Source organism: Helicobacter saguini (assembly GCF_000762875.2).
In the GTDB taxonomy this organism is placed as follows: domain Bacteria; phylum Campylobacterota; class Campylobacteria; order Campylobacterales; family Helicobacteraceae; genus Helicobacter_A; species Helicobacter_A saguini.
The window spans coordinates 81081-95289 of sequence record NZ_JRMP02000001.1 but is presented as its reverse complement, the minus strand read 5'-3'; the positions used below and the strand labels follow the sequence as shown (position 1 = coordinate 95289).

At 35.7% G+C, this 14209-nt stretch carries 13 protein-coding genes and 1 pseudogene; 3 read left to right on the top strand and 11 right to left on the bottom strand.

Features of this window, described 5'->3' with window-relative positions:
• Positions 1–10 precede the first annotated feature (10 nt).
• Positions 11–139 (top strand): hypothetical protein, encoded by a 129-nt coding sequence (locus LS64_RS13495; protein ID WP_272916631.1) that lies wholly within the window; start codon positions 11–13, stop codon positions 137–139.
• Here LS64_RS13495 and LS64_RS00475 read toward each other — a convergent pair.
• Complete coding sequence (locus LS64_RS00475) at positions 129–662, bottom strand: NAD-dependent epimerase/dehydratase family protein (RefSeq protein ID WP_118962121.1); 534 nt, start codon at positions 660–662, stop codon at positions 129–131. The genes LS64_RS13495 and LS64_RS00475 overlap by 11 nt on opposite strands.
• 142 nt (positions 663–804) lie before the next feature.
• On the opposite strand from LS64_RS00475, the gene flgE reads away from it, so the two are divergent.
• Positions 805–2961: a flagellar hook protein FlgE gene (flgE, locus tag LS64_RS00470; protein WP_034569471.1), complete on the top strand. Its 2157-nt coding sequence runs from the start codon at positions 805–807 to the stop codon at positions 2959–2961.
• Positions 2962–3330: 369 nt separating this feature from the next.
• On the opposite strand, the pseudogene LS64_RS00465 reads toward flgE, so the two are convergent.
• The 7 genes and pseudogenes from LS64_RS00465 to LS64_RS00435 form a co-directional block, all read right to left on the bottom strand.
• Positions 3331–3801, bottom strand: a pseudogene (locus tag LS64_RS00465) (phosphomethylpyrimidine synthase ThiC); the annotation flags it as partial.
• 23 nt (positions 3802–3824) lie between these two features.
• On the bottom strand, positions 3825–4430 hold the full coding sequence (locus LS64_RS00460; protein WP_034569627.1) for a YceI family protein: 606 nt from the start codon (positions 4428–4430) through the stop codon (positions 3825–3827).
• Positions 4431–4516: 86 nt separating this feature from the next.
• On the bottom strand, positions 4517–5044 hold the full coding sequence (locus tag LS64_RS00455) for a MarR family winged helix-turn-helix transcriptional regulator (RefSeq protein WP_052062302.1): 528 nt from the start codon (positions 5042–5044) through the stop codon (positions 4517–4519).
• Positions 5045–5204: 160 nt separating this feature from the next.
• Positions 5205–8117, bottom strand: a complete 2913-nt coding sequence (locus tag LS64_RS00450) for a TonB-dependent receptor (RefSeq protein WP_118949029.1) — start codon at positions 8115–8117, stop codon at positions 5205–5207.
• 534 nt (positions 8118–8651) lie between these two features.
• On the bottom strand, positions 8652–10181 hold the full coding sequence (gene purD, locus LS64_RS00445; protein ID WP_237416210.1) for a phosphoribosylamine--glycine ligase: 1530 nt from the start codon (positions 10179–10181) through the stop codon (positions 8652–8654).
• A gap of 277 nt (positions 10182–10458) precedes the next feature.
• Complete coding sequence (locus tag LS64_RS00440; RefSeq protein ID WP_034570613.1) at positions 10459–10650, bottom strand: hypothetical protein; 192 nt, start codon at positions 10648–10650, stop codon at positions 10459–10461.
• Positions 10651–10689: 39 nt separating this feature from the next.
• A complete protein-coding gene (locus LS64_RS00435; protein WP_034570616.1) occupies positions 10690–11349 on the bottom strand; it encodes an outer membrane beta-barrel protein in 660 nt (219 codons plus the stop codon).
• Between the two features lie 637 nt (positions 11350–11986).
• Here LS64_RS00435 and LS64_RS00430 point away from each other — a divergent pair.
• Positions 11987–12190: a hypothetical protein gene (locus LS64_RS00430; protein ID WP_034570619.1), complete on the top strand. Its 204-nt coding sequence runs from the start codon at positions 11987–11989 to the stop codon at positions 12188–12190.
• A gap of 62 nt (positions 12191–12252) precedes the next feature.
• On the opposite strand, the gene LS64_RS00425 is transcribed toward LS64_RS00430, so the two are convergent.
• From LS64_RS00425 to LS64_RS00415, 3 genes are all read right to left on the bottom strand, one after another.
• Positions 12253–12474: a type II toxin-antitoxin system RelE family toxin gene (locus tag LS64_RS00425; RefSeq protein WP_034570621.1), complete on the bottom strand. Its 222-nt coding sequence runs from the start codon at positions 12472–12474 to the stop codon at positions 12253–12255.
• A gap of 214 nt (positions 12475–12688) precedes the next feature.
• Positions 12689–13510 (bottom strand): hypothetical protein, encoded by an 822-nt coding sequence (locus LS64_RS00420; protein ID WP_034570623.1) that lies wholly within the window; start codon positions 13508–13510, stop codon positions 12689–12691.
• A 37-nt stretch (positions 13511–13547) separates the two neighbouring features.
• Positions 13548–14204, bottom strand: coding sequence for an outer membrane beta-barrel protein (locus LS64_RS00415; RefSeq protein ID WP_034570625.1), 657 nt, complete (start codon positions 14202–14204; stop codon positions 13548–13550).
• Positions 14205–14209 lie beyond the last annotated feature (5 nt).

Sequence of the window (14209 nt, the reverse complement as noted above, 5' to 3'; positions counted from 1 at the left end):
TAAATTTTCAATGGGTGGGCAAGGGTGGGACTTTGAATCTAGAGCAGATTCAAAGGGCGAAATTTTATTTTTAGAATCTTGGGAGTTGGATTCTATATTTTTAGAATCCTTAAACGCATTTTTAGAATCTAAACTATGATACGGGGGGGGGGGGTAATCACTACATTCTCATTATTAACAAATCTTAGTAAATTATCAAGCGTAGAAAAATCAATAGATTCCATATTTTTAGAATCTATTTTAATTTTTGCATAGTCATTTTCGCTTAATTTTTCAATGGGTGGACAAGGGCGGGGCAAGGAATAAGAAGCAGAAAAACTACCCTGCGAAATTTTGTTATTCTTAGATTCTGTATTTTGTTTAGAATCTTTCTTTGCAGATTCTATATTTTTAGATTTATTTTGTGCGTTTTTTGTTGAATTTATAGAATCTTTTTTCGCAGATTCCATATTCTGTCCTAAATTTATAGAATCTTTTTTATCATTATTTTGCAAAGCAGATTCTATATCATCATTTAAGGAAAAGTTTAAAGCCTCTTTATGCCCATAGATAAGATTATCAAGCACGAGCGTGTGGTAACCCAAAGCATTCAAAAGCGCATTTGTATGCGAACCAATAAAGCCCGCCCCACCGGTAACCAAAACCACCTTTTTAGAATCCAAAACCACACCTTAAAATCAAAACTAAACCAAAATAATACCAAAAATTTCACAAATTACAGAATCTAAATTTATGCATCACAACCATTACTTTGGAATCACTTTTGCTTTTAACGAGTTTAATAATTTATTTAAAAGGATGTGCATGCTAAGGTCATTATGGTCAGGTGTGAGTGGCTTACAAGCTCACCAAGTAGCATTAGATGTAGAATCTAATAACATAGCAAATGTTAATACGGTAGGTTTCAAATATTCTCGTGCGTCTTTCGTGGATATGCTCTCACAAGTAAAGCAAATAGCGACTTCGCCTTATAAAAATGGATTAGGCGGGCAAAACGACTTTTCAGTCGGTATGGGTGTTGGGATTAACGCTACTACAAAAGTGTTTTCTCAAGGTAATACGCAAAATACAGATGTTAAGACTGACTTAGCTATTGAGGGTGATGGATTTTTCATTATTAGCCGCGATAGGGGCGAGACTAAAAACTATACACGTGATGGTGAGTTTTTGTTTGACGCTAAGGGCAATCTTGTTACGAATGGTGGCTATGTAGTGCAAGGGTGGAATCGCCCCCCACTAGACCAAGGCTCTGGCTCTATGATGACTGATAATGAGTTTTTTAAAGTGGATAACACAGGTCCATTAGAATCTATACAAGTAGACCCAGGTATGGTTATGCCTGCGCGACCTACTAGTAAAGTAACACTTCGTGCGAATTTAAGTGCTGGACGACATGTAGAAGATATTAGCAATGTTTCGGCTTTAGATTCTACGACTTATACTGCATCAGATGGCGTAAGTCCAAAGTATGATTCTAAAGGGAATCTTACTCAGTTAGCAGAAGATATGGGTGCGTTATTTAATGGTGATGGTGACTCTTTTACGCTAAGTGAAAATCAAGGCTTTTGGATGAGCTATCGCACTTCTCGCCTTGTAAATACGGTAGTAGCGACTAAAGAGCCTAGCATAGTATTTATTAATGGGCAAAAAGTTAGCTTTACTAACGACTCAGGCTTAAGTGGCACTAGCACACTATCAGCGGCGGTATCTGCGGTAAATGCGGTGCGAGATAAGACAGGTATTGAAGCTTATGTAGATAATGGTCAAATAAGACTTGAAAATAGAAATGAAATGGATGGCGATGTAAATACGAAAAATATCGTAATTACAAAAAGTGGGACAGGCGCTTTTGCTAACTTTGTAGAAGGCGATAAAGATATTACCGCTTTCCGCTATCGATATACGCAAAGCCAAGACCCAGATTCTACCACAGGGCAGTTTAAAACGACTGAAGATTTGCGTGCGTTAATGCAATATGATGCAAATATGATAAAAAGCCCGGGTAAAGAATATAAAGAAAGCACAGCAACCGTTAGTGTAACGCTAAATCGCTATGGTATGTTTGAAATGGTGAATAAAGACGATGATAATGGCGTGACTGAAAACTTGCAAATTACCGCTAGTGCGTATAGTAGCGATAAGGTTTCAAGCAATATCCTTTTGCGTGATACGATGAGAGCTATGAATACAGCATCACTAATTGAAGGCGGGGCTAGCACTGCAAGTGCGAAAATCACTCACGCAAGACATGCGACAAGTATTGATATGTTTGATAGCCTTGGTAGTAAGCACACTATTAGATTTGAATTTACCAAAAGTGGTAATAAAGAATGGACATTTAGAGCAATCGTGCCTGAACCAGCGCAATTTATCGGCGGAAGTGCGGATATGCCAAATGTCTTTGAGGGCGGACGCGTTAGCTTTAATAACGATGGTAGTTTAGGCGGGATGAATCCACCTATTTTACAATTTGACCCAAAAAATGGTAGTGAATCTCCGCAGAGACTAGAGCTAAGCTTTGGTAAAAATAAAACCTTTGATGGTCTAACTAGCGTGGATAAACGAAGCGAGACATACAATATCGCGCAAAATGGCTATAACGCTGGGGACTTAATGGATGTGCGATTTGACTCTAATGGTGCATTGCTTGGCGCATTTAGTAATGGTAAAACACTAGCACTAGCGCAAGTTGGTCTTGCTAACTTTGCTAACTCCGCAGGTTTGCAAGCTGAGGGTAATAATATCTTTAGTGAAACAGGTAACAGCGGCGAGCCAATAGTTGGTGCGGCAAATACAGGGCGAAGAGGTGGCGTAAGCGGCTCAAAGCTAGAAATGTCTAACGTCGATTTATCCCGCGCCCTAACACAGCTAATCGTAGTGCAAAGAGGCTTCCAAGCAAACTCAAAAGCCATCACTACAAGCGACCAGATTCTAAACACACTTTTGAGCTTAAAGCAATAATCCCCCCTTTAGATTCTATTAATCGTTTTATAGAATCTTTTGTATAGCTTAGATTCTATGATTTTATAGAATCCCCCCTTTTAGATTCTATAAATTTAAAGAATCGTTAGAATCTAGATTCTATAACTCTCTTAGAATCTTGTTTTAGAATTTATTTATTGCTTTATAGAATCTTTTGTGGCTTTAAGATTCTAACCACGCTTTTGCTTAAAGATTCTATAAATTTATAAAATCTTTAGAATCTAAATTCTGTTTTAGATTCATATTCCCAACATTTCGCTTTTTAGATTCTATAAGATTTTAGAATCTTATTTTAACTTTTTACTATTCATTAGAATCTAATTTTAGATTCTATAATTCTATAGAATCTTATTTCGTGGTGTATTCTTCTTCTTTGTAGTTTTTGAAGATTTCTTGTGTGATTTTGTAACTGCAGAATTTTGGTCCGCACATCGAGCAGAACTCGGCGTCTTTGAATACTTCTTGTGGCAGGCTCTCATCGTGAAATTCACGCGCTCTATCGCCATCTAATGCCAACTCAAACTGCTTATTCCAGTCAAACGCATACCTTGCATCACTCATCAAATCATCTTGCACCCTGGCGCCCACTCTCCCACGTGCTATATCTGCGGCGTGTGCGGCGATTTTATACGCGATAATTCCCTCACGCACGTCATTTGCGTTAGGTAATCCAAGGTGCTCTTTTGGCGTGACATAGCAAAGCATTGCCACGCCTTTCCACGCCGCACATACAGGGCGTAATGAATCGCCTAAGCTTAACGAAACATCGTATTCTTGGCATATTTTTAGAATCTCATCATAGTATTCATAAAATGGATTTTACTTGTGAGAATAATACCACGCTATTCCCATTTTGTCTCTATAATGATTTTCACTTTGTCGCTACTCATGCTGCTGCCTTTCATATTAAAATCCTTGATGTTGATTTGACTTTCTAGATTCAAAGTTAGATTTTTAGAATCTAAATTGCTTTTAAACACAATCTCGCGGCTAATACCATGAAGCGTTAGAATGCCCTTAAGCTCGGCATTTTCGGCGTTAAAACTTCTCATTTTAAAACTGCCACGCGGAAACTTTTCACTATCAAAATAATCGCTATTTAGCAAATGTTTATCACGCCCATCACTATCGCTAAATACCGAGTCGATGGCTATTTCGCCCACTAGCTGCAAGATTTCGCCACTCTCACTTAGCATCAAAAGCCCGCCAAAACGCCGAAAGATTCCATCCACGCCAACAAAGCCAAACTTTTTCGTGCTAAATGCGATGATAGAATCTTTTTTTATTTTATACATTTTGCCCTGCATATTAGAATCTAGTAGCTTAGAATCTAGCGTAAATACCGCATTTTGCGACTTATCAAGCTTCTTTAAAGAGCTGCCACTAAGAGCAATCCCGCCAAATCCAAACACCAAAATTACCGCCAAAATACCAACAATTTTTTTCATTTTTTATCCTTTGTTTTGAGTTTTAGAATCTAGATTCTAAAGTATCATATTTTAAGCATTAAGATGATAATTTAAAATCAAAATTGCTACAAATTAAGCCCTTTTACTGCCTTGTATAGCAGTGTGTGCAGGGTTTCATATTCGCTATCACTTAAGATTTGCAAAAAGATTTCGCTGTGTAATTCGCCCATTATTTCATAAGTTTTTAGTGCGATTTCTTTGCCTTTTTTGGTTAAAATGATGTTGTTTTCACGCCTATTTTGCGGATTTTGGACGCGTTTTATTAGCTTTTTTGCTTCTAGTTTGTCGATTTTTTCTCGTATTTGATTTTTATCAGTTGGCATTTGCGTGAAAGATAGCATTTGTGAGAGTTCTAATTGATTAAATTTATCTTTAAGACAAAGCCATAAAATTACGCAGTCTATATGTGAAAGTTCTAAATATTCTAACTTTTTATTAAATTCATTAGAAATATAGTCACTTAATTTTTTACATAAAAATCCACAACGACTATAAAAATCTATTTTTTTACGTTTTTTAGAATCTTTAGAATCTTGCTTTTTAGATTCTATAATTTGTATTTTTTGCGTTAAATCTTTAGAATCTTTTTTCATTACTTTCCTTTATAAAAGATTATAAACAAAAATGATTATACTAAAAAAGGATAATAATGTCAAATGAATATTAGAATCTATAGACTTTAATGTAAGGATATAATTACTAAAGAATACTTTATGTGTTTTGTGAATTTGCATAAATGTTAGAATCTAGATTCTAAAACTTATAGCCTACTTGTAGCCAATATGACCTACCTACTTCATACACAGGCACGGCTTGCAATGCACCACTTGAGTATGACACATTAAGATTTGCCAATGCTATATTTCGTCTATCTGTAACATTAAAAATATCAAGATTTACATATAAAGTATTTCCCTTAAATATATCTATATCAAAGCCAAAACGCATATCCCAATTAAAACTAGCAGGAACATTATATAATCTATATGTTGTTACTTCTGTTAAAGCACCATCAATCACAAAGCTATCTTTATGATATAAATCGCTTATCATAGCCTCATAACTACTTCTAAATCTAAAAAAGTTACTTAAAGTCAAATTGATTTTCCATACTTTGAATCTATGTATGCTAGAGAATCTAAATGTCTGTGGTCTCATAAAATTATCCGCTGGACGCTCACTATATCGCATAAGATTCCCATTATAGCTTATATATTCATCATTTACACTGCTACCTGCTAGACTTTCTGTATAATCTGTATAATTTCTTTTTACATTTGTATAATCATAAGCTAGTAAATAAAAATGTTTAATACCAAAAGTATCAATTTCTCTAGCATTAGAAATGCTTAAAGTTAGCACGCCGCTATCACTTTTCCCATGATTATCATAGCCCCTATATAAGCAAGTATTATTTGCATTTCGCTCTAAACAAGTCCCTACCACTTCATCTCTACCAAATCTATGTATATATTTAAGGCTAATATCAAACATATAGAATCTTTGCATTATCCCACCCATTAGTTCATCACTATATGGCACTTTTAGTTGTTTAAAATCAGTTGTAATCTTAGTTTGTGTTTGTATCTCAGCATTTTGCCAGCTTGTAGTTTCAGCATTTCGTATTAAGTCCCACTGCAAAGCTTCTCTGCCAGCCATTAATGCGTAGGTATAAAGATTACGTCCATAATATCTATTATATCCAAAGGTAAGTTGTGAAGAAAAATTCTTTGCGTTTTGCATTTTATTCCATGGGGCTTCATAATTAATAGAAAAACGTGGAGCAAATGTAGCCTTATTCATATATGTATCATAATCTAAACGCAGCCCAAAACGCGAATTTATAGCTCCACCTTTAAGTCCTAAGTCAAATTTTATAGAATCTTCTAAAAATAATGCACCTTGAATATTATCTACATTAATTTTCCCTGCTTTTAGCATATTTACATGTCTAAAATATTGTCCATTATTATTTGCCCATTCTTTTTTTAAGGCATTTTGCGTAAAGACATTTACATCTACAATACCATTGCTACACCAATTTGTATCACTACATATTTGCCCTTGTGCTAATGGCATAAGTGTCCTGTTTGTTGAGCCACCAGGGACAGCCGCGGCAAATATAGCATCGCTAATTCTTTCATAAAACGCATTAACATATCCAAATTCTACTCCAGCTAAAAATTTAGATTCTAAGAATCTGTATTCTAAAGCTTTAAAATTTTGCATTACTTTTATATTAAAACTAAGCTGCTTTGTTTCCACATTTCCATAGCTTCCTTCTTGCTGTTGCTTACCATTTCCTGTTCTGCCCGGATTCCAATTTTTATCAGTGCTTAAAATCCAATTTTTTAAATAATCAGCACTATATCTTGAGCCTTGCGTTAGATTAAAATTAGTTTGTGTGGTTAGGTTTCCCAAAGCATTATCATAAAATACTTTGATACCAGCCAAATGACCACCGCTTAGCATAGAAATATCAGAATCTTTTATATTAATACGAAAATAATCATTATTTTGCGGCATATATCCATAGCTTCCTTCAACTCTTAGATTCTCACCTATATCATAATGTCCTTTTATAAAAAAGTTATAGCTTTGTCGTTTTTGTGTTTTTTCTTTAGAATCTAGTGTTAAATCCATTTGATTACCTTGTGAATAAGCATTTAGCGGGATAAAGCTTTGCGTTGTGGTAAAACTAGCGATAATTCCAGCATTTTCACTAAATTTAGATTCAAAGCTAGATTTAAAAAGATGCTTTATAAATCGTGGTTGGTTTCCTGCATCAGTAGAATTTATAAAATCTAAATATTCATCATTATTTGGTAAGTATAAATGATAATTTGTAAGACTTGTTTGCCCAACTCTTGCATCACCTTGCGTTATTTGATAGCTTATATTAGCAGCAAATTTTTTCTTAGCATTTTTTGTATTTGCCTCTATTACACCACCGCTAAATCCGCCATACGCCGCACTTATATTACTATCTAATACTATTATAGAATCTAAAAGCGAAGTATCAACATTATATCCTTGTGATTTACCACCTGTTACTGAATCATATAAGCTCCAAGCCCCAGAGCCAGAAGCCCTAGTGTTTGCTGGGTCTAAGTCATTATTCATATTAAAGCCATCAAGCTGAAAGTTATTTTGATAATATAAGCCGCCGCTAATTGAAATATTAGCAGGGTCTATTTCGCCCGGAGTGGTGCTTTTTAGCTGGGCGTTATCAAATTGCACATTTGGTAAAATTTTAAGAATGCTTGTAATATCACCATTACCGCTAGGATTAGATTCTAGCATTTCTCTATTTAATACGCCGCTACTACTTTGATAAGTCTTAAGTGTGCTATTTGCCGTTGTGGTTACGGCGTTTAGTTTGTAAGATTCTATTGTGTCGTTTTTAAAATCTTTTGTCGTGCTTTTAGAATCTGTGGTGTTAGAATCTTTCTCACTTGTAGGGTGGTGGGTGGGCGATAGGTTAGAATCTTGCGAATTAGATTCTATATTTTGCGACGTTTTATTATTCGCTAAAGATAGAATCTTATCACTAATAGGGCGGTAAGCGGCGTTTAGAGAATTAGATTCTATAAAATCTTTCTTTTTAATAGGGTGGTGGGTGGGCGATAGGTTATTAGATTCTATAGAATCCTTTTTATCCAACAAGGCGAGGTTAGTTCTATAAATACATTAGAATCTAGATTCCCCCCCCCCATTTGTAGCAAATACATTATGAACGCATATCACACCAACAAAGACAAAACAATAAATATTGCGTAAAAAACTCATTTTAAGCCTTTAAATTTAAATTAAAGAATTATTCCTATTTTTTAATTAAATTAAGCTTAAAAAACTATTATTTATATATTTCTCTATAAAATAAATTTTCACAAAACAGATTCTACAAAATCCAAAATCAGTTTAATAAATCATAGTATTTAGATTCTATATTTTTTAAAAAAAGGGTGATAGGGTGAGCGTTTGGGTAATTTGCAAAGCAAAAATTAAAATCTAGATTCTAAAAGCTTACATTATACCACAAGGACATATCCTAAGATTTTATATCTTTAGAATCTTGCATAGTTTTAGATTCTGTGTTAGAATCTATATTTGAATCCTTTAGAGAAAGATTGTTTCCATTCTCTACTTGCGAAACGACTTGGTTAAGGAATCTGCGTTTGAGGATTTATTTTTTAGATTCTAAATTGCTTGATATGCAATATCTTTCCTATAATGCTTACCCTTAAAATCGATATTTTCCACAAGTTTATATGCATTATTTCTTGCCTCAGTGATAGTGTCGCCCAGCCCCACAGCCAAAATAGAACGCCCACTATTTGCATAAATCTCATTATTTTTCACACTCACATTTGCAAAAATATAATGCCCCAAATTAGATTCTATAGAATCTAAAATCGCAGAATCTATAGAAGTCAAATTAGAATCTAAAGGCGTCTTAAAGCTAACCAAAGCCGGATAATCACCCTTAAAAGCCAAAGCTGATTTAGAATCTAAAGCATAATCCGCACTACTCATCACCACACACACGGCACTTTTATTTTTTATTTTCACACTAGACTTATCAAGCGAAACCCCACGCGCATAAGATTCCAACAATTCCAGCAGCGAAGATTCAAATAACGGCATAAGCACCTCGCACTCCGGGTCACCAAATCGCACATTAAATTCTAGCAAATACGGCTCACCATTCACAATCATAAGCCCAGCAAACAGCACACCCTGATAACCGCGACCATCCGCAGCATATAAAGCCTTAAAAGTCGGCGTCAAAATTCTATCCTTAATTTTCTGCTCCAACGCCGCATCATACAACCTTGCAGGGAAATGCGAGTGCGAAGTATAAGCGCCCATCCCACCGGTATTTACGCCCTTATCTCCATCAAGTAGCCTTTTATGGTCTTGACAGGGCGGCAGCAGCGTATAATCCACGCCATTACTAAGGGCAAAAATGCTTAGCTCATAGCCTTGTAAATACTCCTCAATCACCACTTCGCGCCCTGCCTCGCCAAAAAGCTCTCCACGCAACATAGATTCTAACTTTGCCCTTGCCTCATCTTTAGAATCTAGTATCAAAACGCCCTTGCCACCGCAAAGTCCGCTTGCTTTTAAAACAATAGGAAGCTTTAAAGATTCTATAAATTTATCGGCTTCATGGATAGAATCTAGGGTGAATTTTTTGTATTTGGCTGTCGGCACACCCAAATCGCTTACAAAGCTTTTCATAAAAACTTTTGAGTTCTCAAGCTCCGCATTAGCCCTGCTTGGTGCAAAAACTAGGATATTTTTCGCCCATAAAAAATCGCTCAAACCCGCTACAATGGGCGCTTCAGGTCCTATAATCACTAGATAGATTCTATGTTTTTGTATGTTTTCATAAAGCTCGTTAAAATCTTTATAGCTCAAAGCCTTAGCATTCAAAAACTTCGTAGCCGCCGCATTTTCTGGCGCGAAATATATCTCATCCAAATCATTTTTTTTCTCTAACTTTTGCTGATACAAAGTAAGCGCGATAGCATACTCACGCCCACCATTTCCTATTATTAGCACATTTTTCATACTCACAACCTTAGATTCCATAAAATGCGGATATTTTACAATATTTATGTTAGATTCAAAGATTTTTGAAAACAAAGCGGATAACTTGCAGTAAAAAGCCCAGAAATGCGCTACCCTTGTTGATTGTGTAAGCCCAACAAAACCTACAAACAAACGGGCTTTAGAATCTAATTAGGCGGCAGATTCTAAAACGCGAAACACGTCCTTCATCGCTAAAAGCAAAACGAAAACACCGAACACACATAGACTAGCTTTCCACCCAAAAATTATTTTAAATAGACTACCAATTTTTAAGAGAAACCCGCAACTTCCAGACAATAAAATTATAACCAAAAAAATCCCAGAATCTATAATCCAGATTCTATAAAGTTTTAAAAATACAAATTAGATTCTATAGAATCTAATATCTCATTAGTAATGCGATAGGCAGCTATAGAATCTTAAATGGAAAATGCCTATTTATCAACTCTATTTCACTATCACTTTTATACAAATAACTATTTAGGGATAAAAAAGAGATTCTATCAATAGGGAAGCATATAGCATCACTAGCTAGAATCTTAGGAAAGAAAAGACAAAAGATTAAAAAGGTAATGCTAAGGTTTAGCTTATGTTTAACCATAACAACTTACCTTTTTAAATTACACTAGATTTATAGAATCTAGAAAATAAACTTATACCCTACATTAAAGCGAATAGGGTTGTATGCACCAACGATACCATATCTAAACATATCTGCTAAGTCCTCAGCACTCATACCGCCACCAGCAAAGCCTATCATGTTGTATGACAAAATAGGCAAAGACGCCGTAATATCCACACGACTATGCTCGCCTAAGCCAAAAGTAAATCCAGCTCTACCATAAATAGGAATGTTAAGCCCTAGCATAATAGACTGCCCTGCAAGGTCTCTAGCAGCGGTATTTATCCCCGCTCCAACACCCAAAAATGCACCTACACTAAAACTACCGCTATTATAAAAATTAGCAAGTAAATCAAGGTTTAAATTCACATCAATGATATTTAAAGTAACACCATGAAAATATCCCTGTCCATAGCCAAGCTGCAAAAATGTGCGAAGTCCCACATATCCGCTACCACCAAAAAACCACTCACCACCAACATTTAAGCCGACATTCCAGCCATCTATGCTGTATTTTGTGAAGTTTTGATAGCTCTCTTTTGCCAAGCCATTATCTAGCTTAGGGAAAGCACTATCATACCCAGCATCAATACCTACAAATGCCCTAGCCCACGCTACTTGCACCAAAGACGCACTCAATGCAAGTGCTAAAGTTCCATTTATTAGCAACTTTTTCATATTTCATCCTTTTAAATTGAGATTAAATCGTTTTAGAACTTAGCATAAGATTCTAAATACAAAAACATAAATCGGCATAATACCACAAAACAAAAAAAAAAAAAGCGAAAATTTAGTATTTTTTTGTAATTTTTGTGTCATTTTTTATGGCTTTTAACTTTTGAAGTTGAAAATTATAGAATCTGTAATGTTGTTAGAATCTAGATTCTATACGTCATTGCGAGTGAGCGAAGAGAGCGAAGCAATCCATACTTTATAGATTGCCACGTTGACAAGTCAGTTCGCAATGACAAAAGGATAGATTGCCACGAAAATTCTTGCGAATTTTCTCGCAATGACGTAAATTATAGAATCTAGATTCTATAATTTGTATCAAAAGGCGACATATTTAGTGACAATATAGAATCTAATTTTGCAATATACAAAAGTTTTAAATTTACAGAATCTATTCTCGTTGAATGCCTAGTCAAATCCACTTAATAAGGCGGGAGGTAGTTTTAAGGCTACCCCCTCTTTTAAAGCTACCTTTTTAGCAAGATACTAAATTTGCAACCAAAGATTACAAATTTTATGTATAATACCTTTCTGGAGCTTTTGTTGTTATGCTTTCTCATAACAAACTCCTTATTAAGAAATTTTGCCCCTACGCCCCAAAGATTCTATAGAATCTATGGAATCTAAAAAGGTTTCGGGGCTTTTTTATTATACAAACATTCTTTTAAAATCATTAAATGCTATTTTCAAATCACTTTGCTTTTTAAGAACAACAAAACAAATCGCCTTGCCACTTTTAGAAAAGATGCTTTTAAAACCGCGTAAGATTCCAAAAATAAGGTTATAAATAGAATCTAAATTGCGTTTAATACGCGTCTTTAAGTGTGGAGATTTCTATCACTTGGATTATTAGCTCTTTTTGTTTGATTTTAGGCTTATGCGGTAGTTTCCTACACGCCACCGCCACGTATTTTCCATACTTTGCATCTTTTTGCAGTTTGATAAAAGTGTGGGATTTGGCTCCTCTGCTAATCGCCCTAAAAAATCTCTTACCTTAAACACTCCAGCCGCATTGCCAAAAGAGCGTTTGTGTAAGTATTTTTCCACCTTTTTGGTTAATGCGACTTCCATTTTGCCATCTCTTCATCGAGTTCTTTTTTTATGCGTGCGGCTTCCTCTGGATGTTGTCTCGCCCACCCACCACCCTATTTTTAGAGTGTATAGAATCTAGCTTCTACGTCATTGCAAGATTTTTCGCAAGAAAAATCGTGGCAATCTAAGTCGGTTTTATGGATTGCTTCGGGCTTCGCTCCTCGCAATGACGTAAAGTTATAGAATCTAGCTTCTAAAAATACCTTCTAAATACAAGATTTATCATATAAGGGCGGGTGGTGTATGTTTCATCATAATCTACATATCCATTGTTACCACTTTTGCTATCTACGGCATCTACAAATGGCATAGAAAAACGCAAGATTATTTCGCCATTGCCCAAATTTGGACCGACAGCATAGCTAATACCAGCGATAAAATGCAGCGGATACGAATACATTATCCCCTCGCCTCTATCTTGCGTATCATTTTCACTGCTAAAATAGGATGAATTTCTTAGCTTAGCATGATAGACTACGCTCTGATAGACACCACCTAAACCACCTATAATACCAAACCTACCAAGACGCAAAGTGGCAGTAGCATTTAGGGCAAATCTCATCATATAAGCTTCCACACTTGCAAAGCTACCATCAGTGTATTTATAATCATAGCTCCAGTTCTTTAGTGTAACAGAATTTGGCAGCAAACCATTCCCCATAAATGCAAAGCCAAAATCCCCCCATAAATCAAACTCCACAATCTTAGTAAAACGCAGCTTAACACCCGCCTCTAAGAGAAACCCACCGCCAAACTGCGATATATCACAAGTCCCACTTTTACACATCTTATTGACAGGATTGCTAGTAGAATTTAAATCATGCCAAGGCTGATATGGGACATAATTAGGACTTTGCGTATAATCCACAGGTATATTTTCTGTAACCTTTGCGTCATTATACACACCCATTACACCAGCCCCTAAGGTAAATACCGCAAATCTATCACTAGCATCCGCCTTTAAACCCTGAAATGCCGCAAATAGTGACAACATTACAAGTATTAACTTTTTCATATTCGCTCTCCTTTTTTGGAATCTTAGCAAATAGATTCTAAAATAATATCTTAGCTCCCAAATTAAAAGTAATAGGCGCGTAAATTATCCTAGAATCTACACCAGCCAAAGCCTGCATAATAGGTATTCGCACTAAAAATTCAACCTGCACAAGATTATTTGTTGTAACAAAAAGTCCAACTCTACCATTACTCCCAACATTCATACTTCTAGCCTCATAAACTCTATTAGGACTACCAGTGGCTACTCTAGTGGTAGTATCTAGATTCATAGCATAGTAGTTGCCCTCAAGCCCAGCGATAAGCCCAAATCGAGTGTTATCACCATTAACAAAATTAAGCAGTGTATCAACGCCTAGATACGCGCCAAAGCCATTATCATCTTCCTCATCTTCATTGCTACCATGCACACCATAACTTGTACCACCAAGCCCTAGTATCCATCTAAGCGTTAGAATCTTATTAATCGAATGCTGCGTGCCGATATTCAAATTAACACTAAAGCCTTGTATCCGTATATGCGGCTCTTTATAAAACAAGCTACTGCCAAAAGATACATCACCAGCACTCCCAAACCTTTGCGAACTAATCCTAGCATACTCAATACCGCCCTCTATCCCAACAAAAAACTTAGCCTGCAATGCACTTGCACTTAACGCAATCATAAACAACGCTATAAAACTTAACCTTTTCATATCTA

Bases quoted from the DNA above. Each gene is read 5' to 3' on its own strand.
- LS64_RS00460 (WP_034569627.1), bottom strand. From the start codon at position 4,430: ATGAAAAAAATTGTTGGTATTTTGGCGGTAATTTTGGTGTTTGGATTT.
- LS64_RS00440 (WP_034570613.1), bottom strand. From the start codon at position 10,650: ATGGTTAAACATAAGCTAAACCTTAGCATTACCTTTTTAATCTTTTGT.
- LS64_RS00425 (WP_034570621.1), bottom strand. From the start codon at position 12,474: ATGGAAGTCGCATTAACCAAAAAGGTGGAAAAATACTTACACAAACGC.
- LS64_RS13495 (WP_272916631.1), top strand. From the start codon at position 11: ATGGGTGGGCAAGGGTGGGACTTTGAATCTAGAGCAGATTCAAAGGGC.
- LS64_RS00455 (WP_052062302.1), bottom strand. From the start codon at position 5,044: ATGAAAAAAGATTCTAAAGATTTAACGCAAAAAATACAAATTATAGAA.
- LS64_RS00415 (WP_034570625.1), bottom strand. From the start codon at position 14,204: ATGAAAAGGTTAAGTTTTATAGCGTTGTTTATGATTGCGTTAAGTGCA.
- flgE (WP_034569471.1), top strand. From the start codon at position 805: ATGCTAAGGTCATTATGGTCAGGTGTGAGTGGCTTACAAGCTCACCAA.
- LS64_RS00420 (WP_034570623.1), bottom strand. From the start codon at position 13,510: ATGAAAAAGTTAATACTTGTAATGTTGTCACTATTTGCGGCATTTCAG.
- LS64_RS00435 (WP_034570616.1), bottom strand. From the start codon at position 11,349: ATGAAAAAGTTGCTAATAAATGGAACTTTAGCACTTGCATTGAGTGCG.